The sequence below is a fragment of the Rhizobium ruizarguesonis genome (assembly GCF_017357285.1).
GTDB classification, from domain to species: domain Bacteria; phylum Pseudomonadota; class Alphaproteobacteria; order Rhizobiales; family Rhizobiaceae; genus Rhizobium; species Rhizobium ruizarguesonis.
Window position 1 is genome coordinate 917,396 of record NZ_CP071678.1, and the last position, 24,700, is coordinate 942,095.

A 24,700-nucleotide genomic window follows, 5' to 3' on the forward strand; every position below is an offset into this window, starting at 1 on the left:
TTTTGAATCGACGCACGGTGCTTTAGCCGGCCAGCACTCGCTGTGACGGGAAGGTGATCTCGACGAGCGTGCCCTCGTTCGGCGCCGAATTGATCGAGAATGTCGCCCGGTTGGCATCCACCATCGCCTTGGTCAGCGGCAGGCCGAGCCCGGTGCCGTCGCCGCGATGACGCGATTGGGTCGAGGAGACCTGCCGGAACGGCTTCATCGCCTGGTCGAGTTCGCTTCGCGTCATGCCGACGCCGGTATCGCGGACCCTGAGGACGACGCTGCCATTCGCCTCATAGGAGGTGGACACGACGATCTGCCCGCCTGATGGGGTGAAGCGGATGGCGTTCGACAGGATGTTCAGGGCGATCTGCTTGATCGAGCGCAGATCGGCCACGACCTCGGGCACTGCCTGCGACAGGGCCGTGCGGATGATGACGCGCTGGCCGTTCGCCTGCGGCTGTACCAGCGCCACGGCCTCGGAGACTGCCTCGTTGAGGCCGACAGCGGCGAAGTCGAGGTCCATTTCGCCCGCTTCGATCTTCGAAATGTCGAGCAGGTCGTTGACGATGTCGAGCACGTGCCGGCCGGAGCGGCCGATGTCGTTGGCATATTCGATATAACGCGGATGGCCGATAGGCCCGAAACGCTCGCCCGCCATCATGTCGGAAAAGCCGATGATGGCGTTGAGCGGTGTGCGGATCTCATGGCTGACACGGGCGAGGAAATCGGTCTTGTGAGCGTTGGCGGTTTCGGCCGCACCCTTGGCGTTGCGCAGTTCGTCCTCGGTGCGCTTCCACTGGGTGATATCGCGGATTACCGCGCAATAGCCATTGGAGGAGGTGAGTTGGCCCATCGTCATGAACAGTGGCACGAAGCCGCCGGCGGCCTCGCGGCCGATCACTTCGCGCCCGTCGTTCAACACACTTGCCACGCCATGGCCGGAGAGGCCGTTCAGATAGTCCATGACCGCCTTCTGGCTCTCATGGGCAAACAGCATGACGAAGGGTTTGCCGCGCGTCTCCTGCTCGTCGTAGTTGAAAAGCGCGCTGGCCGAGCGGTTCATCGAGCGGATGTCACCCTCCGTGCCGATGACGACGACGCCGTCGGTCGCAGTTTCCAGGATCGAGCGCAATTCTTCCACTTCGACCTGAAGCTTGGCGACCTTTTCGACCATCCGCTCGGGGCGGCCTTCGGAACGACCCTCGGAACGGCTTGCTTCGCCACGGCCATCGTCCTTGCCTTCCACCGGCATCAGCGCCAGCATCAGGGCGTTGGCATCTTCCCAGCGCACCGATTGCAGCCGCGCGGTTACCGGCGCCAGCGTATCATCGGCCTTGACGAGCATCATGGTGCTGGAACCGGTGGCCCTCTCCTCGAGTTCGCGGCGCTGCAGCAGGGCTTCGATGCCACCCACCTCACGCAATGCCTCGAGCGAATTGTAGCCGGTCAGCCGCATAAACTCCGGATTGGCGTGGAGCAGCGAATCGCCAACATGGATGAGCACGGCAACAGGTAGTAGGTCGACCGTTCCGATCGACAGCCCGTCCGTCATCTTGACGCGCGGCGGGATGAAGCTGGTGAGAACCTCGATCTGGCTGACCGTCTCCTCCAGCCCTTCCGTCGCCTCGTCCTCGGCGATGACAGCCGGTTCTTCGGTGGCGCCGTCGTCTTCGCGCTGCACCTCGACGGCATTCTCGAAGATCGCCTCCTGCGGCGCGATCTCCTCGATCGACGGTATTTCCGCCTTGTCGGCGGTGGGAGTTTCGGCCTCGAACTCTTCGGGTCCGGAGGCCTCTTCGAAGCCCGCCGTTTCCGTGACGGCGGGTTCCGCCGACGCCGCGGCGCTGGGTTCCATCGGCGCCGGGGCGACAGGCTCTTCCTTGCGGGTTCCGAAGGCTTCGAGACGTTTGGCGATCTCGCGGAAATTGGCGTGTTCGGCAGCCGTCAGTCCGGCGCCGCTGTTGTGGAGCTGAACGATCTTGTCGGAGAAACGGCGATTGGGCGTTTCCGAAATCCGAAGCGCCGGCGGCTCGTCCGAAAACTCCGCTGCTGGCTCGGTGGCAGACACGTCGCCGGCTTGTGCGCTGCCTTCCGTTTTTTCCGCAGCACTTTCCGGGGCAGATGCCTCGACGGTCGCCTCTTCGGTGGCGATCTCTTCCGGCGCTGGCTCTGTCGGCGGCTCGCTTGTCGTAAGCGCCTGGTCCTCGATCCCGTCCGTCAGGGCGGGCTCGATCGGGGCCGCTTCAAGCGCTGTCTCCGCTTCGTGTGCCACCTCGGTAATGGTCTCGGCGGGCGGGCCGAGGCTCGCTGCATCATGGCCGATGCCGTCCGGGCCGAGTGTCAGGCCGAGCGCCAGCGGATCTTCCTGTGCATCGGAAAGCCGGACGACGCCAAAGCCGCGGAAACCATCGAAGTCACGGTTGCGGGTATAGGTCGGCAGCGCCGCCAGATCGACCGGAACGACGAGGCTGGTGCCTTCGACCGGCCAGAGGATCGTCTTGCCCGACCACGTGTCGCGGCGGGCGAGCGCCTCGGAAAGCTTGCCGTCAGGATCGAGATTGAAGAGGGCAGCGACGTCGCCGAAGGCAGAGCCGATAATGTCGGACGCATGCGGACCGACGGCCTGGGCAAATTCGTGGCTGACCTCGTTGAACCGGCCTTCGGCGTCGATCTTCCAGACGAAACGGGTGGCGCGGCTGTTCGGCCTGAAGACGAAGCCGGGCTCAGCCGCAAGCTCAACGGCAGGGCGCGCGTCGGGGACCACAGCCGTTGCCATGATGGGTTCTTCGTGGACCGCTTCCGTGTCTTCGACAGACGTTTCGCTGGTGTCGACAGGCGCTTCCGCCGGCGCCGCTGTTTCCGCCGTCTCCGCAACGGAGGCCAAGTCGTCCTCGATGATCGCGGCGGGCTCCTCGGCCTCATCCGCGCCACTGTCGATCACGCCGCCGTCGTTATCCGGCTCCGCATGTCCTGCAGTTTGCGTCTCTTCAACCGCCTCGTCTGTGGATGCCGCCGCAGTCTCCGTCGGCTGTTCGCTTTCCCCGGCGATCTCCTCGAGCGTCTCCTCGACCTCTTCGATCCCCGAAACCGCGTCGATGATTTCGGTGAAGCCTGCGGCGGCGACAGGTTCGTCCTGAAGCGCTTCGGCCGGTGGCGCGCTTTCTTCCTGTGCGGGCGCATCGACCGGGTCGAGCGGGTCGAGAAGACCGATCGCGGTCTCCACTGCAAAGAGCAGATTGAGCGCCGGATCGTCGCTGAGCTTGCCGACCGCGGCCGGAAGATTGCCTCTGCCGGTGGCGACAGGTCGCTTCACCAATCGGTCGGGATGCGCGCCGGCAAGGCTGATCAAGGTCTTTGCCGTCTGCTCGGAGATCCCGAGCGAGGCAAAGCCCGGCGAAGCCGCGATGACCTCGCCATTGGCGCCGATCACCGCCATATGTGTATCGGGATCATCAAGTCCCTGCAGCATCTGGGCCGCCGATGCGCCTGACGCGAGCGGCTTTGCCGAGACCGGCACCGAAAACAGAATGGCCTTTTCGCCCTGGGAAAGGCGGATCAGTTCGGCAGCCGCCTGTACCTGTGCACGCTGAAAGCCCTTGGCAACGCGGATCATCAGGCTGCGGCTGTCACCGATATCGGTAAGCTGGCGCGCCGCCGTTTCCAGTTGGCGGAAAGTGATGTCGGCGCGGTCGACCCCCTGATCGAGCAGATCATAGACCGCCGAATGGCCGAAAAGCTCGGCACCTGCACCGTTCGCCCAGAGCAGACGGGCAAGATCGGCCGAAAACAGCACCATGGCCTCGCCGCGTGAAAAGCGTTCCCGCACCCGTGCATGCACGGCGATGTCGATGAACGGATATTGGACTGCGGGCATGTTCGAACCTTGTCGCTGTCGGCCTTCTTAAATTAACGGCTTATTAATAACTGCGGGGCGCATGCCGGTCCAGCAGAGGAGGGGGTTTTCGGCCGGAAAGGTTAACGTCTTGTGCATTGCACAATAATTGTTGCAACGCACAATGAAATGTCTTATATAAGCATCATCCAACTAACGCAGGCAGCGGCTGCCTCAACCCAAAGGATGCGACCCATGGCTACCATAAAGACCGACGACGTTTTTTCAATTGCTTCTTTCGACCCGTCGAAGTTCACCGAATCTTTCCGTGAGTTCGCCGAAAAGGGCGCTCAGCAGTCGAAGGATGCCTATGCCAAGCTGAAGACCGCTGGCGAGGAAGCCGGCAAGACGCTTGAAGCCACTGTCCAGACGGCACAGGCCGGCAGCGTCGAGATCGGCCTGAAGGCGATCGACATCCTGCGCATCAATTCCGAGAACTCGCTGTCGCACTTCGAAGCGCTGCTCGGCGTCAAGTCGCCTGCCGAATTCTTCGAGCTGCAGACCTCGTTCATCCGCAAGCAGGCCGAACTCACAGTCGAGCAGGCGAAGTCGATCCAGGAAACCACCAAGCAGGTGGCCGAGAAGCTCGCAAAGCCCTCCAAGGACGCCGCCGAAAAGGCCATGGCTTCCTTCAAGGTCGCCTGATCGGTCTTTACCGATCGGAGATAAAAGGCTGGACCTCCTGTCCAGCCTTTTTGTATATTGACGACGAATGGGACTTGAATTCGTCGCCAAGTCCTCGTATGTGACCCCCGTCGCGCCAAGCGCGATCTATGCGGTTGTAGCTCAGTTGGTTAGAGCGCAGGTTTGTGGCACCTGAGGTCGGAGGTTCGAGACCCCCCAACCGTACCATCTCCCCCTTTGTCCATACCGAAGACATAGGTAACAGATCGTCCCTGAGTCGATGGGTGATAACCTCGAGCCGAACCGGTTGTCCGTGGTTTGGGTGCAGGCGCGCCAGGCTCATGGCATCCCGGCGGTTTGTCTTCACCCGGTAACCTGCGCGCTGGGCACCAGCGAGGGCGCCACCACCACGCAGTTATGCCCCAGTTCAACAATCTGGCGATAAAGGCCGTAGCCGTGGTACCGGCCTCAGCAAAAGTGAAGCTTGGCTCCGCGCTTGGAAAGCTTGTTGATCATCGATGCCACCGATGCCGGCTCCGAAGAGATGTCGCCACCGATATCTTCAGCTTTGATGTAATCCACGCCGATAAATATTACGCTCTCATCTTCCACGGTTCGCCCTCACTAAGCGTGGGGCAAGGCTCCGGCCTATCCAGAGCGCCCCCCGATTCAGCGTAACCGATGTTCCGCCCTAACGTTGTTCTGTCCGCTTTAATCTGTGATCGACCTCCCATGGATGACCGAAGGGAGTTTTTCCATGGAGAATACATTGGAGATTCTCACGACCAAGAAGTCTGGGCGTGAGGTTCACGGGCACTGGCCGGATGAGGTGAAGGCGCAGATCGTTTCTGAGAGCCTTCGGCCCGGCGCGATGGTGAATGCGGTCGCGGAGCGACATGGCTTAAAACCGAACCACCTGTCCTCCTGGCGAACAATGGCGCGGCAGGGCAAGCTTGTCCTGCCCGCGCCTGAGGATGCGGTAGAATTTGCAGCGGTGATCGTTGATCCGCCCGCTCCGGAGCCGCCGTTTCCGGGCCCGTCGAGGGCCGGCGCTGGCTACACTTATGACATTCATTGGGACGGCGCGACACATGTGCAGCGGTCGGAAAACGACAATAAGTTCTGTCACCATGTCACCGGCCAGCAGAACGGATCGATCTAGCGGCCTTACTCGCCAGACCGGACGACATCCGGGTTTATGATCGGGAACTCGCCGCAGCCCTGCGAACACTCGACGAGGCGGGATTCTACGAAAAGGAAAACAGCAAAGTCCGGTCGATAGGCATCCAAAAAGGCGGCCGGGAATTTGTCGTCCGGGTCCTCGAAAACATTGTTCAAGTTGACCGTGGCGGACTGACTGAAAACCTCGCCGAAGATCGCCGCCATCCTGTTCGTGAACGAATCTCCCATAAGCGCCACTTTGACCTTTCGGACGTGGCTGTTTTCGTAATAAGTGAGGCGACTCCCCACCGGCAGCAGGGCCGTTGACGCTGGCGGCGGCGGTGAAGTGAAGCGATATTCACCGTCCGGAACGGGGACCCAACTTGCATCTTGAAACGGCAACCCCATCATCCTCCCGAAGGCGGTTGGCTGGTAATAGTCGATCTTGAGGCTGTAGGGAGGGAAGGCAGATGGGGCAATTTGCGGAAAGTATCGCTCAATATGGGAGGCCAGCTGCTGGAAGGCCACGAAGGTACCGTGCTGGGTAGCATGCGGGTCTGTGCGATAGTAGAGTTCGGCGGTCTGCGAGGCTTGTATCATAGCCTGTCGAACCGGGACAATGCTTTCCGGCATGATGTCGTTGAGCGCTTTATAGAGTTGCTCCGACTCCGTTGGAAGGTTTTCATCGAAATGCCAGCTCTCGGGCATGTATCTATTGCCGTAGATCGCCGTTTTCGTAGGCATGAAGAGGACGAGCATATGAATGCCGCGCTTGTCGAGCCAAGCCTTTCGCTCGATAAGGGCCTGCTTTGCCTTGGCTATATATTCGTCGCTGAGCGTACGCGGGCCGACCGAGCCCTGCCCATCGAATTCGGCGCCGAATATCCAGCCGTCCCTGCCAACAACAACGTTGCGGGCGAGCGTGGAATCGAAGCCGGAATAGAGCGCTTTATTGAAGGCAAAAACTAAAGGCTTTCGAAAAGCGAAGTTATCCGTGAGCCATGCGTCAAGACCTCTCACATAGGCGCTAAGGCTGTCGTTCCACGCCGGCGGCTTTGCCATCTCTCTGTTTTCATCAACGTTCGACGGGGCCTGCCATCCCATGAAGGTGAGAGCGGCGTTGCATGTCAACGCGGTCAATAAGACAGATGGAAGTAGGAGTTTTAGAGCGACGCGCATGGCCTAGAACCTGAAATAGAGGAAGGCTTGCAGGGTGCTGGCGGCGGCGGCTGACAGGGCTATTGCACCTACAACGACCAACGCCAAGTTTCTCGTTGCCTCCTGAAGAGAGCTAGCAACAAGGACGTCCGATGCCTCGCCAGAGGCCACACGGCAACCGAATATTCCTGTCACTTTTGGATATGCTCCGATGGCAAGCGCTGCTCCAATGCAAAAAGCCGAAAGGAGGAAGGGATTGTAGAGCCGGAGTATGTCTGCAGGCGCCCCATCAAAGCCTCCGAAGAACAGCGCATAGAGATAGCCGGTTGCGTGATCGACGTTTTGGGATCGAAACCATACCCATCCTATCAGCACGGCAACAATTGTGTAGGAACGACGAACCACAAGTGGCCAGCGTTCAATGGACCTGCCCACTTTGGTCCGCTCCAGCGTCAGAAGGGCGCCGTGCCAGAGGCCCCAGATTAAGAATGTCCAATTGGCGCCGTGCCAGATACCAGTTGTTGCAAAGACAATCCAAAGGTTGATGGTGGTCCTCACCTGGCCGTACCTATTCCCGCCGAGCGGTATATAGAGATAGTCGCGAAACCACCTCGATAGCGTCATGTGCCAACGCCTCCAGAAATCCTGAACGCTTGACGCCGTATAGGGCATGTCGAAATTTTCGGGAAAGTGGAACCCGAACATCTTGGCGAGGCCGATCGCCATATCAGAATAAGCGGAGAAATCAAAATAGATCTGCAGCCCGAATGATGCGATGCCCATCCAAGCGAGCGGGCTGCTGAGGTCGCCGGCATCGGTGCGAAAGATGACGTCGACCGGGATGGACAGCGGATCGGCAATCAGGAGCTTTTTGGCTAAGCCGATGACAAATCGCTCGGCGCCCGCCGAAAAGCTCTCAAGTCTTACAGTTCTATCTCGCAGATCCCCAGCTATCTCCTTGTAACGGACGATCGGGCCGGCGATCAGCTGCGGGAAGAATGCTTTGAACACTCCCATGCGGATCAAGTTTCGTTCCGGCTGAACGTCTCGTCGGTAAATATCGACGAGATAGCTGATCGCCTGGAATGTGAAGAACGATACACCTAGCGGAAGCAAGATATGGGGCACGGGCACTTCCGGCAGGCTCACCTGTCTCAGCAGGATATCCAAGTTGTCCACGATGAACGCGGCATACTTGAAAATTATGAGCACAAGGAGGTTGACCGCGACGCCAATTCCCAGGAGCAGGCGCTTGTAACGACCTGACTGATGGATCGAAAGGCCGAAGACATAGTTGAAGACGATAACAAAGATCAGAAGCCAAACCATGACCGGGTCGCCCCAGGCATAAAACGCCAAGCTTAAAATCAGCAGCGTCACGCTGCGGAACGGCAGCAAAAAGTAACTGAAGATCGCTAGCGGAAGAAAAAAGCTGACGAATACGGGCGATGAAAACAGCATTCGCTTTTCCGAGAATTAGCCAAGGCGGGAATACATAGTAGGCACCGATAGGTCAACCGGTCGGCGGTCGTTTCCCACTACTTACAACGGGAGACGTCCATGCTCGTCCATACCTGGCGGGAGGTGCTGAAGCGGCCTGGTCGGTGCGGTTGGTGGCACCGGCGTTGCTTATCATCATTCTAGAGGCCGTCTACCTCTCTTTGCCGAGGCTTGGGTTTCTTACAACATCTATATCCAACTCGTGATGTCAGCGGTCACCGGCCTTCTTACCGCGGCCGCCGTTGTGGCGCGCATCGTCTTCCAGCAAAAAATCTCAGGAGATTTGAGTGGCAAACCGCCTGCAGAAGCGTAGTGCCGCCGCGGCCATGGCCGTTGCGGTGGGCGCAAGTTTTGAGGGGCTGCGCCAGAATGCCTATCGCGATCCGGCAACGCAGGGACAGCCATGGGCGATCTGCTATGGCAGCACCAATGGCTTCTAGCCGGGGGATTACAAGACAGTGGAGCAGTGCAAGGCGCGCTGATGTCTCTGGAACTGCAGGCCTATGTGGCCGGGATAGAGAAGTGCGTCAAGGTTCCATTGCCGGATGCCCGTTTTGTCGCCCTGACCTCGTTCAGCTATAATGTCGGTGTCGAAGCTGCGTGTGGATTCAGCGCGGTCAAACTCATCAACGAGAGCAAGACTGCTGAAGTCTGCGAAGCCCTTCTGAAGTGGAACAGTGCCGCCGGCATCGTCTTTCCCGGTTTAACCAGGCGCAGCCAGAAAGAAAGTCAGTTCTGCATTGAGTTCTTATGATGGGCATCCTTGATGCGCTCAAGCTCGGGGCAGGCGGGGCCGCTGGGCGCTACTGTATCCCTCCATGCTGTCTCGATAGGCTATCCGTGCGCAGCGCGCGAAGCGAGGGCAGGATATTTCCTCGTGGCCGAAAAGACTGCAGGAGAGGCCAGAGCTTTTCAGATGGAACGCCAGCGCAACGGGACAGCCCAGGCTAGCGACGAGCACCGCAAGCGCCTTGCCGCCGCCGAGCAGGCTGCAGAGACACCTTCGAAATCGAGATCCAATCCTATGAGCTTCAGCATTCGGAAAAGAACTGCGCTTGCGCTGTCACTGCACTGAGCGCCTCAACCGTGCGGCTACCCTCAAAGGGCAGGCGCAAGCCGGCATTGTCTTCCGCCGCTTCCTGATGATCTCCGCAAGGAGGAAGCCCACGCACCCGTCGAGGAAAGCCAGGCGCTGATCGCTGTCCTCGCCCGCGAGCGCCAGGCGCTTGACCGCGCCAACGGCAAGGGGCGCACCGGGATTTCACTGTGGTAAATTCCTGACACTCGTCAATTCTTATCGCGATGTAGTTGTCAAATCCGATTGAATTGCATCTTAAAGTCAATCTGAAAGAGCATTTGTAGGGGCGGCTTCATGCGGGCGAGCAATGTGTTTCACAGAACGAGGAAAAGGAAGCTTCTTTCAGGGATCTGCTTGGCGGCGCTGACCCTCGGCTGTCCGTTCGTTACTCCGGTTTCGGCGGCGACTTACACGGCGAACAGTGAGGCGCAGCTCAACGCTGCTATCGCGGCGGCGAATGCCGACCCCGACCCGACCGCGACGATCCAGCTGACCACGAGTTTCTCGGTTTCAAGCGCAGCACTCAATGCACCCGGCAAGCCGATCACCATAGACACCCAGGGCTTCTCGCTGTCCGGCTCCGTCGACCCGAGCGGCGACGGCCTCACGCCTCTCTTTCAAGGAGGAAGCGGGTCGTTCACGCTCGTGGGTAATGTGGTGGGCGGAGAAGGGTCGTTTCCTTTGCAGGGAGAAGGAGGCAGCGGCGTAAGGCTCGAGCAGAGCGCAAGTGTGATCAATAACGGCACGATCACGGGCGGTTTCGGCCCGGACAACGATGGCGGAGACGGCGTATTCATTGATGTGAGCGCAGCTCCGGGCGTGACCTTCATCAATAATGGAACGGTGCGAGGCGGGGACGGCAACCCGTTCGGCGGCAACGGTATTGTGGTCGCCTCTGCCACCAACGGCGCAATCGTCAATACCGGAACTATTTATGGCGGAGACTGGTCAGTCGCAATTTTCGCCAACTCAGCTGCCGTCAGCCTCAATTTGATCAACAGAGGCACAATCGTATCGGGCCCCAGGGAAGAGATTGCGATCCTGCTGACGCCGGGTGCCACGAACGGCATCACGCTGGAACTTCAGGCCGGCTCGAAAATCTTCGGCGAGGTCGTCGGCAATGCAGCCGCGGCCAACGACACGCTGCGGCTCGGCGGAAGCGGCACCGACAGTTTCGACGTTTCGGAAATCGGCCCAAAATACCGGAACTTCGATACCTTCGAGAAGACCGGCACTGGCACCTGGTCGCTGATTGGAACCGGCACGGTTGCGACGGACTGGGATATTCAGGACGGAACCTTGCAGATCGGCGACGGCAGCATCCTCGGTGATATAACCAACAATGCAACGCTCGCCTTCAACCGCTCGGACGTCTTCACTTTCGACAATCTCATCTTCGGCAACGGCACCATCCGCCAGGTCGGCACCGGTAGAACGATCCTGAGCGCCGACAATTCCGCCTTCGCTGGCAACACCATCGTCGAAGCCGGCACGCTGGCGGTGAATGGTATCCTCGGCGGTACGTTGGATGTTCTGCTGGGCGGACGGCTCCAGGGCAGCGGTCAGGTGGGCACGACCGACAACGCCGGCACCATCGCGCCCGGCAACTCGATCGGAACGCTGACGATATCAGGCGACTATACCGGCAGCGGCGGCACACTCGAAAGCGAGAGCGTGCTCGGCGGCGACACCTCCCCCACCGATCGTCTCGTCGTTACTGGCGACACATCAGGCACGACCAATGTCAAGGTCATCAACCTCGGCGGCGTTGGAGCGCAGACCGTCGAAGGCATTAAAATCGTTGATGTCGGCGGCACTTCGGCCGGCTCCTTCTCGCTGCTCGGCGACTATGTGTTCGAAGGGGACCAGGCCGTTGTCGCCGGTGCCTATGCCTATCGGCTTTACCAAGGTGGCGTCAGCAACCCCGCTGACGGCGACTGGTATCTGCGCTCAGCGGTTCTCGCGCCGGCCGTGCCGCTCTACGAAGCCTATGCTGGCGTGCTGCAGAGCCTCAACGAATTCGGCACGCTGCGCCAGCGCACCGGCGGGCGCGAGGTGGACGATGGTCAATCCGCCGCCGCCGCGAACGACCCTATCAAGGGGATCTGGACACGCATCGACGGAAGTCACTCGCATCTCGAGCCGGAGACCTCGACAACGGGCACCGAATACGACGTCAACAGCTGGACGCTGCGGGCGGGCGTCGACGGAATGCTGCATGAAAGCGGGGCGGGCGTCTTGATCGGCGGGCTCAGCTTCCTTGTCGATACTGCCTCGGCGGACGTCTCCTCGCGCTTTGGCAAGGGCGACATCGATACGACAGGCTACGGCTTCGAAGGCACCTTGACCTGGTACGGGAACAGCGGCTTCTACATCGATACTCAGGCTGGCGTGACCTGGTACAGCAGTGATCTCAAATCCTCGACGCTTCACGCCACGCTTGCCGACGACAATGACGGCTTTGGCTATGGCCTGAGTGTCGAAGCCGGCCAGAAGATTGCGCTGTCTAACCGGTGGTCGCTGACGCCGCAGGCGCAGCTCGCCTATTCCTCCGTGCGGTTCGACGACTTCACCGATCAATATGGCGCTGCGGTATCGCTTGATGATGGCGACAGCCTGACCGGCCGCCTCGGCATCTCGGCCGATTACGACAGCGACTGGAAGGATGCCTCCGGAAAGATCGGCCGCTCGAAGCTCTACGGCATCGTCAATCTCTATTACAACTTCCTCGACGGCTCGGATGTCGATGTCTCGGGGACCAGCCTCGTCAGCGAGAACCAGGCGCTGTGGGGCGGCCTTGGCATGGGTGGCTCGCTCAGTTGGGCGGACGACCGCTATGCCGTCAACGGCGAAGCCTTTGCCCGAACCAGCCTCAAGGACTTTGGCGGCAGCAACGCCATCGGGGCGAAGGTCGTGTTCAGCGCGAAATGGTAGAGTAATGCCACTCTTGTCATGCACTTCGGTCGAGAACATGATGCCGCCGCCTTAGTCCGTTATGGGCCATTTCCCTGCCGGCCATGCAATTCCAGCAGCTTGTCATAATGCTTCTCGACCCTCCGGCATGCCTCGCGCGAGGTCTCCTCCTATCCGTTGTAAGGCAATAAGTGCTCTCTGACCCAACGTACGTGGGTGGCGTTCCACTTCCACACGCCCGACTTGCCGTCGCTCGTTTGGTCAGGCTGAATGCGGCCGAAAGACTCTTCGCCGTCGAACCGGTGAAACTCTGATGTCCTTGTCCTGGCCACGTCTCGCGCCATCTGAACTTTGGCTGATATCGATCTCATTGGAGTAGGTGTCATATGGGCCCAGTTCCAAACCATTCCGATTTGCGTTACGTCAAAACGCAAGCGTTTAGGCTGCTGACATGATGAAAACTTTCGTCAGGGGTTCCACGATTTGTGAATCCACTCACGCAGCAGGTCAACAGCATGACTGCGAAACTCGCTTAGTTATGTCGCTGCCAATTATTCCTAAGGATCTCCAGGTGCCCTTTGCAAACCGTCTTGACCAGCCTCAGCAGTAACGCAGTTTGTTCTGCAAGCCAGCCAAGAGCCTCCTCGCTGATCTCGTAATGTTTTGAATAGCGAGCCTTCACATAGGCCTCGTTCAATGTGTTGAACCAAGCGCGTTCCTTGTGCTGATCACGCGGAAAGGCTTCGGCCAGGCGACGGTCCTGCTCCTCGGCGAGTGAGCGCAGGAACTTGATGTTGTGCGATGGCGGGCCGTAATTGGTCAGAGTGAGCAGAACGCAGGAATAGGCTTGTTCGAGTGTTTGATGCAGGCTGAATGAGGACAGGTTTGACCAGGCGTCCCCGGTCCTTTCCGACTTGCTGAGTTGAAATTCAGCTGTTGCAAGAAAAGCGCTGGCTTCGTTAAACCTTTGCTCAAAATGCTCCTTCGCCAGCCGTAGCCGATCCTCCTTCGAAAGGGGCTCGGGCTCGACCAACGGCTTATCGTCGAGCTCATAAAGGACGATGCCTTCCTTGCGAATATCTGAGAAAAAATACTGCCCTTCCTTGAGGTAGGTGTTCACCTCGCGTCTGGAATGGACGATGAAGCTCACCGGCGTTTCGACTGAGGCTTCGTGGATCAGCCGGTCCGCTGCCTTGTGCCAGTATTCGGCGAACTCGCAGAGCTTGCGGTTGTTGACGATGATCAACAGATCGAAATCGGAGCGATACCCCTTCATGGTGAAGGGTTCATCGACCCATCCGCCCTTGGCGTAGGAGCCGAACAGGATGATCTTTAGGATCCTGCCGCGCTTCTTGAAATCAGCCGTGCCTTCTTTCAGCGCATCTTCGAATTCCTCGTGGAGGATTTCGAGAACCCGGCCGAGTTCTCGCTGCTTGCGAAGCGGCATATGTTCAAGCGACGATTTCATAGGCAATCGATAGGCGAAAGATCCAATATCGTCTACTGGCAATTTTAGCACTGCTCGACTCCCGTTTTGCCCTTACGTCCCGTCCGGTTGCCAACCCACGCTGGGGATTGATGGAAAGCTTCAAGCGCTTAGCGACAAAAATCGTCTGATTTCTGAGTAGTTGGAACGCTGTGCCCCACGGCGAACAAAGCGTGAAAGAGATTTTCAATTATACTATCTTGAATAAATCAGTTAAATCGCTTATTTGTCGCAGGGATATGGACCGGCGCGAAAACGACCGGAGACAAGCGCGGAGCGCGTCAGTCGTTCGGTCCGACTATCTGCGAAAGAGCGATGTCGCTCGTTGGTGCCACTTCTCCGAATATGCGAGGACAATCATGGCGATCATGTTCGTCAGAGCACAGGTGATCAGCCGGGGAGCGGGACGCAACATCGTCGCGGCCGCCGCCTATCGTCATCGCACGAGGATGATGGACGAACTGGCCGGCACGTCGTTCAGCTATCGGCGCGGCGCCTCCGAGCTGGTGCACGAGGAACTGGCCCTGCCGGATCAGACGCCGGATTGGCTGCGGTCGGCGGTCGAGGGGCGTTCCGTTGCCGGTGCCAGTGAAGCGCTGTGGAATGCTGTTGAAGCTTTCGAGAAGCTGACAAACGCGCGGCTGGCGCGCGAGCTGATCATCGCGCTGCCGGAAGAGCTGACGCGGGCCGAGAACATCGCGCTGGCGCGCGAGTTCGTCCGTGATAATTTCACTTCCGAGGCAATGGTCGCCGATTGGGTCTACCATGACAAGGACGGCAACCCGCATATCCATCTACTGACGACCGTGAGACCGCTGACAGAGAAGGGCTTCGGGCCGAAAAACGCTCCTGTTTTGGGAGAGAATGGCGAGCCATTGCGTTTTGTCACGCCCCTGCGGCCCACAGGTCGGATTGTCTATAAGTCCTGGGGCGGCGACAAGGAAACCTTGCAGGCGTGGAAGATCGCCTGGGCGGAGACGGCCAACCGGTATCTGGCGCTTGCCGGCCACGAGATCCGGCTCGACGGCCGTTCCTATGCCGAACAGGGTCTTGATGGCATCGCGCAAAGACATCTCGGTCCGGAGAAGGCAGCACTCTCCCGCAGGGGTGCCGAGATGTATTTTGCGCCGGCTGATCTTGCCCGTCGCCAGAAGATGGCCGACCGGCTGCTTGCCGATCCTGCGCTCCTGCTGAAGCAGTTGAGCAATGAACGCTCCACCTTCGATGAGCGCGATATCGCCAAGGCGCTGCATCGATACGTCGATGATCCCGCCGTCTTCGCCAATATCCGCGCGCGGCTGATGGCGTCGGACGATCTCATCATGCTGAAGCCGCAGCAGATCGATGCCGAAACGGGTAAGGCGAGCGAACCCGCCGTCTTCACCACGCGCGCGATCCTTCGCATCGAATATGACATGGCGCGGTCGGCGCAGCTTTTGGCGGAGTGCCGCGGATTTGCCGTTTCCGATCGGGTGGTTGCAGCCGCGATCAGGAACGTCGAAACCGACGATCCGGAAAAACCCTTCAAGCTAGATCCGGAGCAGGTCGACGCCGTCCATCATGTCACGCGGGACAATGGCATTGCCGCCGTCGTCGGTCTTGCCGGCGCCGGCAAATCGACCCTGCTTGCCGCAGCCCGTGTCGCGTGGGAACACGATGGCCGCCGGGTGATCGGTGCTGCCCTTGCCGGGAAAGCCGCCGAAGGGCTGGAAGACAGTTCTGGCATCAGGTCGCGGACACTGGCCGCCTGGGAACTCGCCTGGGCCAATGGACGCGAGTTGCCCGAACGCGGCAACGTGCTTGTCATCGACGAGGCCGGCATGGTGTCGTCACAGCAGTTGGCCCGCGTGCTTGACATCGTAGAGCAAGCCCAGGCGAAAGTCGTGCTGGTCGGCGATGCGATGCAGCTGCAGCCGATCCAGGCGGGTGCAGCGTTCCGGGCGATCACCGAACGCATCGGTTTTGCCGAACTTGCCGGTGTGCGCCGCCAGCACCAGCAATGGGCGCGCGAGGCGTCACGGCTTTTTGCGCGCGGCGAGGTGGAGCAAGGCCTCGACGCCTATGCCCGACATGGCCACCTGGTCGAGGCTGGGACACGAGCGGAAACGATCGATCGGATCGTCGCCGATTGGAGCCAAGCGCGCAAACGGGCAATCGAAACGTCTGTCCGCGAAGGCAATGACGGTCGTCTTCGCGGCGACGAGCTTCTTGTACTCGCCCACACCAACGAGGATGTCGCGCGTCTGAACGAAGCACTGCGATCGGTGATGACAGGCGAGGGCGCGCTGGGTGAGAGCCGCGCATTCCAAACCGAACGTGGTGCGCGGGACTTCGCCGCCGGTGACCGCATCATCTTCCTCGCAAATGCCCGTTTCCTCGAGCCACGTGCTCCCCGTCTTGGTCCGGAACATGTCAAGAACGGCATGCTCGGCACGGTCGTTTCCACCGGCGACAAACGCGGCGACACACTTCTTTCGGTCCGTCTCGACAATGGCCGTGATGTCGTCATCAGCGAGGACAGCTATCGCAATGTCGATCATGGCTATGCCGTGACCATCCACAAATCACAAGGTGCTACCGTCGACCGAACCTTCGTGCTCGCCACCGGCATGATGGACCAGCACCTGACCTATGTGTCGATGACCCGGCATCGCGACCGCGCCGATCTCTATGCGGCAAAGGAAGATTTCGAAGCGAAGCCGGAATGGGGACTAAAGCCGCATGTCGATCATGCTGCCGGCGTCACCGGCGCACTCGTGGAAACGGGACAAGCCAAGTTCTGGCCGAATGACGAGGATGCAGACGATAGTCCCTATGCCGACGTCAAGACCGATGATAGAGCCGTCCATCGTCTTTGGGGCGTCAGCTTGCCGAAGGCGCTCGAGGAAGGTGGCATCTCGCAAGGCGACACGGTGACCCTGCGCAAGGACGGAGTGGAGCGGGTCATAGTCAAGGTTGTGATTCTCGACGAACAAACTGGCCAGAAGCGGTTCGAGGAAAGAGAGGTCGACCGCAACGTCTGGACCGCCAAGCTGATCGAAACCGCCGATGCTCGCCAGCAACGCATCGAGCAGGAAAGTCATCGGCCTGACCTATTCAAGCAGCTCGCCCTACGCCTGTCACGCTCCGGCGCCAAGACCACGACGCTCGATTTTGAAAGCGAGGCTGGTTATCGCCAGCATGCCGACGACTTCGCGCGGCGCCGTGGTCTCGATCATCTTTCGCTTGCCGCAGCCGGGGTTGGGGAAAGCCTTTCCCGGCGGTGGGCCGGGATTGCCGAGAGGCGCGAGCAGCTGGCAAAGCTCTGGGAGCGGGCGGGCGTGGCGCTCGGCTTCATCATCGAGCGGGAACGACGGGTCGCCTACAGCGAGGAACGGGCTGAACCCCAACCCGTCTTGGAGGCAGACGGTGTTCGTGGCCGATATCTGATCCGATCCACCACAGGCTTCGCCAGGAGCGTGGAGGAGGATGCGAGGCTGGCGCAGCGTTCGTCGCCAGCGTGGACGGAGCGGGAGGAAATACTTCGGCCACTGCTCGCAAAGATCTATCGTGACCCGGATGCAGCACTTGTCGCCCTGAACGCCCTGGCATCGGATACGAGCATCGAACCGCGCAGGCTTGCCGACGATCTCGCCGCAGCACCGGAGCGGCTCGGCCGCCTGCGTGGTTCTGATCTCATCGTCGATGGTCGTGCGGCACGCGACGAACGAAATGCCGCGATCACCGCCTTGGCGGACCTGCTGCCGCTCGCCCGCGCCCATGCGACGGAGTTCCGAAGAAACGCCGAGCGGTTCGAAAGCCGCGAGCAGCAGCGCCGCTCCCATATGTCATTGCCAATCCCGGCACTCTCCGAAAAGGCGATGACACGTCTCATGGAGATCGAGGCGGTGCGCAGGCAAGGAGGGGATGATGCCTACAAGACCGCCTTTGCGCTTGCCGCCTTAGACCGCTCGATCGTCCAGGAGGTCAAGGCGGTCAGCGAGGCGCTGAGCGCCCGCTTCGGCTGGAGCGCTTTCACCTCGAAGGCCGATGCGGTTGCCGAACGCAAGATGATCGAGCGTATGCCGGAAGACCTCGCGAGCATCAGAGGCGAGAAGTTGACCCGGCTGTTCGGGGCCGTGAAGCGCTTTGCCGACGAGCAGCATCTTGTCGAGCGGCGGGATCGTTCGAAGATCGTCGCGGCGGCGAGTGCCGATCAGGGGATGGAGGCAGACAAGGAGAATGCCGCCGTGCTGCCCATGCTTGCCGCCGTCACCGAGTTCAAGACCCCTGTCGACGAGGAGGCGAGGTCTCGTGTGCTCTCAGATCCTCTTTATCGCCAGCAGCGCGCCGCGCTGGCGGCAGTGGCAAGTACGATCTGGCGCGATCCAGCCGGCGCCGTCGGCAAGATCGAAGACCTGCTTGCCAAAGGTTTCGCTGGCGAGCGCATCGCGACCGCGGTGACCAACGATCCGGCCGCCTACGGCGCATTGCGCGGTTCCGATCGCCTGATGGACCGGCTGTTGGCTTCCGGCCGGGAACGGAAGGCGGCGGCGCAGGGGGTGCTTGAAGCCGGGGCTCGCCTGCGCGCGCTCGGTTCGGCCTATGTCAATGTGCTCGATGCCGAACGCCGGGTTGTTGCCGAGGAGCGTCGGCGCATGGCAGTCGCCATTCCCGGTCTGTCGAAGGCGGCGGAAGACGTGCTTATGCGGCTGACCGCTGAGGCGAAGAACGATGGCCGCAAGATGAGCGCATATGCCGCTTCTCTTGATCCGAGCATTCGCCGGGAGTTCGCCGCAGTCAGCAGCGCGCTCGACGAGCGCTTCGGCCGTGGTGCCATCATTCGCGGCGAAAAGGATCCCATCACCCGCGTGCCACACGCACAGCACAATGCCTTCGAAGCGATGCAGGAAAAGTTGAAGGTCCTGCAACAGGCCGTCCGCAGGGAAAGCGGTGAGCGGATCATTTCGGAACGGCGTCAGCGGGCTGTCAGCCGTGGCCGTGGCATCGATCTTTGAAGTCCATCGAAGAACCGAAGGATCCGGCCGGGCCGAGGAGCCGAATGGGGGTTGGTGCCGAGCAGATCTACCTCAGCGCGTCCTGAAGTGCAGGATATCGACAACGCGGGCCAACTCGCGCTGTTTACGCTCGGGCAGATGGTCGAGGCTGGATTTCATCGGAGGCGGGCATCTTTCATGACAGAACTTTTAGCCATCGTATTCCAAGAAAACCAGTCCCCCTGCGCTTGCTGCTTGGATCATGATCCTTCGCTTCGGAGATCCCCTCTGTCTGTCTGCCCCACGCCCATGCGTCCCGTCCTCGATATCGGCTTCGAGCGTGCATGATCAGCGCGAAACCGGCTGACCTATAGGAGCTGCGAGATATGCGTCCGACAAAGCGTTCATAGCCTATGACCCACACCTTGGTTTTCGAATTTCCACAACCTCCTCTGTCTCCAAATGTTGGAAAATTCGGACCCAAAATTTGAAGTCACCTGAGCGGCCGTCGTAGCGCGCGCATAGTGCGCACCAGGCAGCCGCTGTTTTCGCATGTCGTCCGTAAAGCGATCGGGCAGCAGTGCTTATGTCCCCAACATCTGCATCACTCCAAAAATCCGGTGTCGCCGCAGCGCTGCCGGTCGAGAACCTTTTGATCATTTCGCGCATTAAAAGCCCCGTTACCGTCCGGAAACAGGCCATCAAATTGTGCCGGACGTCGATCCCACCGAGTGGGCCACGATCACGTGCCGTCCCTGGCAAATATGCGCTCTTGCGCGAGATTCTTCGCGCTCTCTACATTATGTTGTAACAAAAAGGAAAGGCAAGCTATAAAAATACCCGCAGTGATAGCGATTTTACGATTCTATTGCGCATTTGTACAAGCCATGGCGTGAGGTTCCAATCAACATGAGCCACTTCTCTGAGAGTTTTGTCGTATCAAAAGTAGTCGCGGTGAGGTCAGCAACTGGTGAGGCGAGGCGATGAGCGAACTTCTGGCGATCGTATCCCAAGACGCTGACTATTATTTAATGCTGTCATACATCTTGAAGGGAGCCGGATACCGGACGATGCTCGTCGATATTCCGAGCGAGGCCGTGGCCACCGCGGCGGAGCGTGACGCTGCAGCCATCATCGTCGACTGCCAGCCGGGTTCACAAATTCTGGCTGATATCGCGTCGGGTCTGAAGGGAAGGGGACTTGCCAGCAACGTCACGCTCATAGCGCTCGTCGCCGAAAAGGCCGCCTATCTCGACATCCTGAAAGCCAACGTAGATGAGAGCTTTACAAGGCCAATGCCGCCAGAACGGCTTCTGTCTTACCTTCACGGTGCAATAGGCAATTACTCTGGCGATACGGCTCGGCGCCTTACTCCGATATTTGACGATGTGAAGCTGGACGTCAGTAGCCGGCGTGTTCTGGTGCGAGGTACGCCGGTCAATCTGAGCCCGATCGAGTTCCGTCTATTGAGTGCCCTTGTGGGTGACGCGGGGCGCGTTCTCAGCCGTGCGGAACTGATAGCCGCTGCCTGGCCACAGCCGGTATTCGTCGAGCCGCGAACAGTCGATGTTCATATCGGCCGCCTCCGGCGTGCGTTGAAGCGCGTCCTTGGCCGCGATGTGATCCGCACCGTGCCGAAGGAAGGATACGCGTTCGACATCTCCTAAAGCATGTGAACTTCGCCACGTTCACATCTTCACCGAAACGTCTCGAAAATTTGCTGTCGCCTTTGTTGCATAAACGACGATCACGCGCATAGCGTGAACTCCGTTGAACATTTGGGAGCACAACATGCAAGAGGCAGTTTCGGGTGCCGGATCGGCGAAAACATCCCACAGAAACACCGCGGGCCTGATCAGCCACGCGAGTCCCCACTTTGCCGCCGCCCATCTCGACGGTTTGATGGCCCTCTATGTCCATCCCTCTGACGGTCGAGCGGTGGAGCTGCCGGTTTCGGAGCACCGATCGGAGCGCGTCGTCGACTTCGTCCGCTGCTCGTATCTCGGCCTCGACAATCACCCCTCAATCATCGAAGGCGCAATCGAGACCATTCGGCGCTACGGAACACTGCACTGGTCCTGCGCCCGGACGCGGCTCAATTTTGCAGTCCTCGGAGACCTCGAGGATGCTCTTTCTGATCTCTTCGGCGCGAGGGTGATCACCTACACAACAGTGCTTGCCGCCAACGTAAGCGCGCTTCCGCTGATTGCGTCCGGCGTTCTGACGGGCGGCAAAAAACCAGTCATGGTATTCGATCGTCTCGCGCATGCAACGCTCGCCTTCAATAAGCCCGTCGTTGCCGAAGAATGTGAGGTCCGAACCATAGGCCACAACGATCTTCAGGCGCTCGAAGAAATTTGCCGCCAGAACGAGACGGTCGCCTATGTTTGCGACGGTGTGTATTCAATGGGCGGCTGTGCCCCTATCAAGGAGTTGCGGGAGCTTCAGGAGCGATACGGCCTCTTCCTTTACATCGATGATGCTCACGGCATATCGATCTTCGGGGAAAGAGGCGAGGGATTTGCCCGTTCGCAAATGCCAGAAGGTCTCGGTGAACGCACGATCATCGCAGCCTCGCTCGGGAAGGGCTTCGGAGCGTCTGGCGGCATGCTGATGCTCGCAACTGCGTCCCAGGAAGAGATCTTCCGGCGCTTTGCTCTCGCGCACGCCTTCTCGGCCTCCATCAATGTTGCCGCGATCGGCGCAGCCCTCGCCTCTCAGTCGCTCCATCGCACATCGGAACTCGGCGTGCGGCAAAGGGCACTCGCAGAACACATCTCTCTTTTCGACGAACTGGTGCCGACCGCACAGGCAGGGTCCCGACTCCCGATCAGAACCGTCGTCGTCGGTGACGAGCTTGCGGCAATCGGCGCTGCCAGACTGGTGCTTGATTCCGGTTACTATACGTCGGCCATCTTTTTCCCGACAGTGGCCAAGGGAAGGGCAGGGCTGCGGATATGCCCGACTGCCGGCCACACGGCTTCCGAAGTGCGCGACGTCGCAACTGCCATCAACCGTGCACTCAAGGGATAAAGATCCGTCTCAACATCTCCGGGCGGCAAGGCCGCCCGGAGATGGATCGTCATCGGATCCAGGCATTCCAACGCTCGAGCATCATCGCGGCATTGTCGTTGATCCATTGGGCGTCAGGGATGACGATGTAATCCCGGACGTCCTCGTCGCTCGGCAGTGCCGCGCGTGCGGCCGGCGACATCAAATCGATCGCCTTGCGGCTCGGCGGCGTGCAAAGGAGTTCGTCGCACACCCCGGCCTGCGCCTCCGGATGATCAAGCCAGTAGCCGATCAACTTCAACGCATTTCCGCGGTTCGGCGCATCCTTGATGATCGTCAAGCGATCGCCGACGAGGAACGACGCCTGCTTGGACCAGGCGATCTGGCGTCCTTCCGCCTTCAGTGTATTTGCGCGCGTCAGCCAGATCTGCCCGATGCTGTAGTCGCCGTTGCGAAAGCCCTGAACGCTCTGATCACCGGTCTTCCACCAGAGCGATATCGCCGGGCGAATCTCGTCGAGCTTGTTGAGGGCGCGATCGACGTCGAGCGGAAAGAGTTTATCGCGCGGAACACCATCGGCGAGGAGCGCGGCAGCCATGACCCGCCACGGATCGTCGAAATTTGGAAACGAGCGACCACCGGGAAATTTTGTCTGGTTCCACATATCGGTCCAGCTCAAGGGATTCCCATCCTTGAAGGCAGTCGGGTCGTAGGCCATCAGCGTTGCGGTCGAAAAAAGCCTGGCCCCGGCGCTGACGCAGGCATCCTCGACCAGGTCTGGCCGACCCTGGAAAGACTTGCAAAACTCGGTCAAGTCTTCAGATGTCAGCCGATGCGCTTCAGCGCTCGCCTGGATCTCGCCGTCCGGATAAAGGTCCCAGGTCACGTTGACGGTCTTGACCATGGCCGCAGCTTTCGCCCGCATCTCGGCATTCGTTGCCGCGACCGAAACAACCTTGATGCCGGTCTTTTCGGTGAACGGTTCGAACCAGAATTTTCGTAGCGCCGCATCGTAGGCGCCACCAGTGGTCGCAATGATGACCTGCTCCTCGGCTTGCGCCGACCCCGCACCAGCAAGCATGAGGCAAGCCGCAAGCAGTGACTTGGTTTTCGTTCGCTTTTTCATCGGTTCTACCTCTGTCCGATTGATATGGTCACGTTAATTCTCCCGGCGACCTGTAATGAGATGAATGGTCCCCATGAGCAGCAGCGATACCGCGACGAGCAGCGTCGAAACTGCCGCGATCACCGGGGTGAGATTGAAATCGATGTCCTCGAACATCTTGCGGCTGATCGTTTTTCCGCCGGTGTCGGAAATGAAGAACGCGACGGTTGCCTCATCGAACGACGCCAGAAACGCAAAGACCGAAGCCGCAGCCACCGCCGGCGCGATGTTCGGAAGCACAATGCTGAAAAAGGCCCGGCTCCGGCTTGCTCCGCAATTCAGTGCGGCAAGCTCGAGGGATGTGTCGAAGCGCTCGAGTGCTGCCGACACTGTGATGATCACGTAGGGAACAGCAAGCACGGTGTGCGCGATCAAGAAACCAGCGAAATTGCCGGTCAGGCTGAGCGGGGAAAAAACCAGATAAAGGGCGACGCCAAAGACGACATGGGGAACGATCATTGGCCCCAGCGACAACGCCTGCAGAAGGGTCTTTCCCGGCAGATTGCCGCGAACGAGCCCGATGGCGGCCAATGTCCCGATAACCGTCGAAGCGACCGTCGTCGCCAGCGCAATCTGCAGACTGAAGATCGTTGCCGCGCGCCAGTCCGGATCAGATAGAAAGTCGATATACCAGCGAAGCGTCAGGCCCTTCGGCGGGAACTCGATATAGCTGCTGTCGTTCAGCGAAATCGGGATGACGAGCAACGTCGGCAGGACCAGGAAGAACAGGATTGCTCCGATCAGGAAACCCCCAAGGAGCCGCAATCCCGCTTTGCCGTAAGGCCGATGGGTGCTGTTGACGGGAGAGGGGGCGAATGAGGCGGTGACTGCGGGCTCAATTGACACTGTTCATTCCTTTGCTAATGGAAAGCGCCTTGCGGAACACAAGGACAAAGATCAGCGTCGTGGTCAGAAGGACGGTCGCGAGCGCTGCGGCAAACGGCCAGTCAAGCAGAACGGTGGTTTGCTGGCCGATGAGTGTTGCCATCATCAATGCTCCAGGCCCGCCGACGAGTGCCGGCGTGATATAAAAACCGATCGCGAGGATGAAGCACATGACGCATCCGGCAAAGATTCCGGGCAGGCTGAGCGGCAAGGTCACGCGCAGGAACGCGCCGATCGGGCCGGCGCCGAGATTGCGGGCGGCCTGGGCGTACTCAGCAGGAATAGTGCGAAGAACGTTGTAGACCGGCAGGATCATGAAGGGCATGAGAACATGCGTCATCGCAAGGATCACCGCGCCTTCGGTGTAGATAAGCTTCAACGGACTGCTAATGAGGCCGCTCTCGATCAGCAGACCGTTAACGATGCCGTTTCGCTGCAGCAGCACGATCCAGGCGTAGGATCGCACCAGCACTGAGGTCCATAGTGGCACGAACACCGCGGCCGATACGATCATCGCAATCTTGCCTTTGGCACGCGCCATGAGAAGGGCAACCGGATATCCGAGCAGCAGGCTCGCCACTGCTACGATTGCACCCGTCTGCAACGTGCGAAGCAGGACTTCTATGTAGAGTGGCTCGGTGACGATCCGCTCGTAATGCTCTAGCGTGAATCCTGGCGCCATTAGACTCAAAGAGACGAGCCGCCCAATTGGATAGATGAAGCCTCCGGCCAGTAAGAGCATCAACGGTGCAATAAGCAGGAGCGTCAGCGCGTGCGAATACTGGCGCGCCGAGCGTGAGAAAATCCAGCTTGCTGGACGGGTTGGTGCAAGGGGTAGATTATCGACGGCCATGGTCAT

Annotated in this window: 13 protein-coding genes, 1 tRNA gene and 5 pseudogenes; 10 read left to right on the plus strand and 9 right to left on the minus strand. The window is 59.8% G+C overall.

The window, feature by feature from the left end; genetic code table 11:
• Positions 1-22: 22 nt before the first annotated feature.
• Positions 23-3,865, minus strand: coding sequence for a sensor histidine kinase (locus J3P73_RS04450; RefSeq protein ID WP_130716727.1), 3,843 nt, complete (start codon positions 3,863-3,865; stop codon positions 23-25).
• A gap of 213 nt (positions 3,866-4,078) precedes the next feature.
• On the opposite strand from J3P73_RS04450, the gene J3P73_RS04455 reads away from it, so the two are divergent.
• Positions 4,079-4,528: a phasin gene (locus tag J3P73_RS04455; RefSeq protein ID WP_003545621.1), complete on the plus strand. Its 450-nt coding sequence runs from the start codon at positions 4,079-4,081 to the stop codon at positions 4,526-4,528.
• 130 nt (positions 4,529-4,658) lie between these two features.
• Positions 4,659-4,735: transfer RNA gene (locus J3P73_RS04460), tRNA-His, on the plus strand.
• 97 nt (positions 4,736-4,832) lie between these two features.
• On the opposite strand, the pseudogene J3P73_RS38245 reads toward J3P73_RS04460, so the two are convergent.
• Positions 4,833-5,053 (minus strand): annotated as a pseudogene (locus tag J3P73_RS38245) (IS110 family transposase); the annotation flags it as partial.
• Between the two features lie 190 nt (positions 5,054-5,243).
• Here J3P73_RS38245 and J3P73_RS04470 point away from each other — a divergent pair.
• Positions 5,244-5,669 (plus strand): transposase, encoded by a 426-nt coding sequence (locus J3P73_RS04470; RefSeq protein WP_130696579.1) that lies wholly within the window; start codon positions 5,244-5,246, stop codon positions 5,667-5,669.
• 5 nt (positions 5,670-5,674) lie between these two features.
• On the opposite strand, the gene J3P73_RS04475 is transcribed toward J3P73_RS04470, so the two are convergent.
• A complete protein-coding gene (locus J3P73_RS04475; RefSeq protein WP_130716729.1) occupies positions 5,675-6,847 on the minus strand; it encodes an alginate O-acetyltransferase AlgX-related protein in 1,173 nt (390 codons plus the stop codon).
• A 3-nt stretch (positions 6,848-6,850) separates the two neighbouring features.
• Positions 6,851-8,287 carry an MBOAT family O-acyltransferase gene (locus tag J3P73_RS04480; RefSeq protein ID WP_130771123.1) on the minus strand — a complete coding sequence of 479 codons (1,437 nt, stop codon included), beginning with the start codon at positions 8,285-8,287 and terminating at the stop codon, positions 6,851-6,853.
• A 99-nt stretch (positions 8,288-8,386) separates the two neighbouring features.
• Between J3P73_RS04480 and J3P73_RS37455 the strand changes: the two are divergent.
• The 4 genes and pseudogenes from J3P73_RS37455 to J3P73_RS04490 all read left to right on the plus strand — a co-directional run bounded on the left by J3P73_RS37455 (position 8,387) and on the right by J3P73_RS04490 (position 12,338).
• Positions 8,387-8,639: pseudogene (locus J3P73_RS37455) on the plus strand (DUF7940 domain-containing protein).
• Positions 8,614-9,080, plus strand: a pseudogene (locus tag J3P73_RS04485) (lysozyme). The pseudogenes J3P73_RS37455 and J3P73_RS04485 overlap by 26 nt, the downstream one beginning before the upstream one ends.
• Positions 9,077-9,397: pseudogene (locus tag J3P73_RS37465) on the plus strand (hypothetical protein); the annotation flags it as partial. The pseudogenes J3P73_RS04485 and J3P73_RS37465, both read left to right, overlap by 4 nt.
• 361 nt (positions 9,398-9,758) lie before the next feature.
• Positions 9,759-12,338, plus strand: a complete 2,580-nt coding sequence (locus J3P73_RS04490) for an autotransporter family protein (protein WP_245002709.1) — start codon at positions 9,759-9,761, stop codon at positions 12,336-12,338.
• Positions 12,339-12,397: 59 nt separating this feature from the next.
• On the opposite strand, the pseudogene J3P73_RS37470 reads toward J3P73_RS04490, so the two are convergent.
• Together J3P73_RS37470 and J3P73_RS04495 are read right to left on the minus strand one after the other, a co-directional pair.
• A pseudogene (locus tag J3P73_RS37470) lies at positions 12,398-12,684 on the minus strand (hypothetical protein); the annotation flags it as partial.
• A 165-nt stretch (positions 12,685-12,849) separates the two neighbouring features.
• Positions 12,850-13,836, minus strand: coding sequence for a nucleotidyltransferase and HEPN domain-containing protein (locus tag J3P73_RS04495; RefSeq protein ID WP_245002710.1), 987 nt, complete (start codon positions 13,834-13,836; stop codon positions 12,850-12,852).
• Positions 13,837-14,162: 326 nt separating this feature from the next.
• Here J3P73_RS04495 and traA point away from each other — a divergent pair, with 326 nt between their 5' ends.
• From traA to J3P73_RS04510, 3 genes are all read left to right on the plus strand, one after another.
• A complete protein-coding gene (traA, locus tag J3P73_RS04500; RefSeq protein ID WP_130771124.1) occupies positions 14,163-18,800 on the plus strand; it encodes a Ti-type conjugative transfer relaxase TraA in 4,638 nt (1,545 codons plus the stop codon).
• A gap of 962 nt (positions 18,801-19,762) precedes the next feature.
• Entirely contained in the window at positions 19,763-20,446 is a 684-nt protein-coding gene (locus tag J3P73_RS04505) for a winged helix-turn-helix transcriptional regulator (protein WP_130697630.1), read from the plus strand.
• A 124-nt stretch (positions 20,447-20,570) separates the two neighbouring features.
• Positions 20,571-21,812 carry an 8-amino-7-oxononanoate synthase family protein gene (locus J3P73_RS04510; RefSeq protein ID WP_130696595.1) on the plus strand — a complete coding sequence of 414 codons (1,242 nt, stop codon included), beginning with the start codon at positions 20,571-20,573 and terminating at the stop codon, positions 21,810-21,812.
• A 49-nt stretch (positions 21,813-21,861) separates the two neighbouring features.
• Here the strand turns inward: J3P73_RS04510 and J3P73_RS04515 are convergent, their stop codons facing one another.
• The 3 genes from J3P73_RS04515 to J3P73_RS04525 form a co-directional block, all read right to left on the minus strand.
• Positions 21,862-22,917, minus strand: a complete 1,056-nt coding sequence (locus tag J3P73_RS04515) for an extracellular solute-binding protein (RefSeq protein ID WP_130723612.1) — start codon at positions 22,915-22,917, stop codon at positions 21,862-21,864.
• 33 nt (positions 22,918-22,950) lie between these two features.
• Positions 22,951-23,721: an ABC transporter permease gene (locus tag J3P73_RS04520; RefSeq protein ID WP_130772191.1), complete on the minus strand. Its 771-nt coding sequence runs from the start codon at positions 23,719-23,721 to the stop codon at positions 22,951-22,953.
• A 70-nt stretch (positions 23,722-23,791) separates the two neighbouring features.
• Complete coding sequence (locus J3P73_RS04525) at positions 23,792-24,700, minus strand: ABC transporter permease (RefSeq protein WP_130690861.1); 909 nt, start codon at positions 24,698-24,700, stop codon at positions 23,792-23,794.

Coding starts and splice junctions, on each gene's coding strand:
- J3P73_RS04450 (WP_130716727.1), bottom strand. CDS start 3,865: ATGCCCGCAGTCCAATATCCGTTCATCGACATCGCCGTGCATGCACGG.
- J3P73_RS04455 (WP_003545621.1), top strand. CDS start 4,079: ATGGCTACCATAAAGACCGACGACGTTTTTTCAATTGCTTCTTTCGAC.
- J3P73_RS04470 (WP_130696579.1), top strand. CDS start 5,244: ATGACCGAAGGGAGTTTTTCCATGGAGAATACATTGGAGATTCTCACG.
- J3P73_RS04475 (WP_130716729.1), bottom strand. CDS start 6,847: ATGCGCGTCGCTCTAAAACTCCTACTTCCATCTGTCTTATTGACCGCG.
- J3P73_RS04480 (WP_130771123.1), bottom strand. CDS start 8,287: ATGCTGTTTTCATCGCCCGTATTCGTCAGCTTTTTTCTTCCGCTAGCG.
- traA (WP_130771124.1), top strand. CDS start 14,163: ATGGCGATCATGTTCGTCAGAGCACAGGTGATCAGCCGGGGAGCGGGA.
- J3P73_RS04505 (WP_130697630.1), top strand. CDS start 19,763: ATGAGCGAACTTCTGGCGATCGTATCCCAAGACGCTGACTATTATTTA.
- J3P73_RS04510 (WP_130696595.1), top strand. CDS start 20,571: ATGCAAGAGGCAGTTTCGGGTGCCGGATCGGCGAAAACATCCCACAGA.
- J3P73_RS04515 (WP_130723612.1), bottom strand. CDS start 22,917: ATGAAAAAGCGAACGAAAACCAAGTCACTGCTTGCGGCTTGCCTCATG.
- J3P73_RS04525 (WP_130690861.1), bottom strand. CDS start 24,700: ATGACCATGGCCGTCGATAATCTACCCCTTGCACCAACCCGTCCAGCA.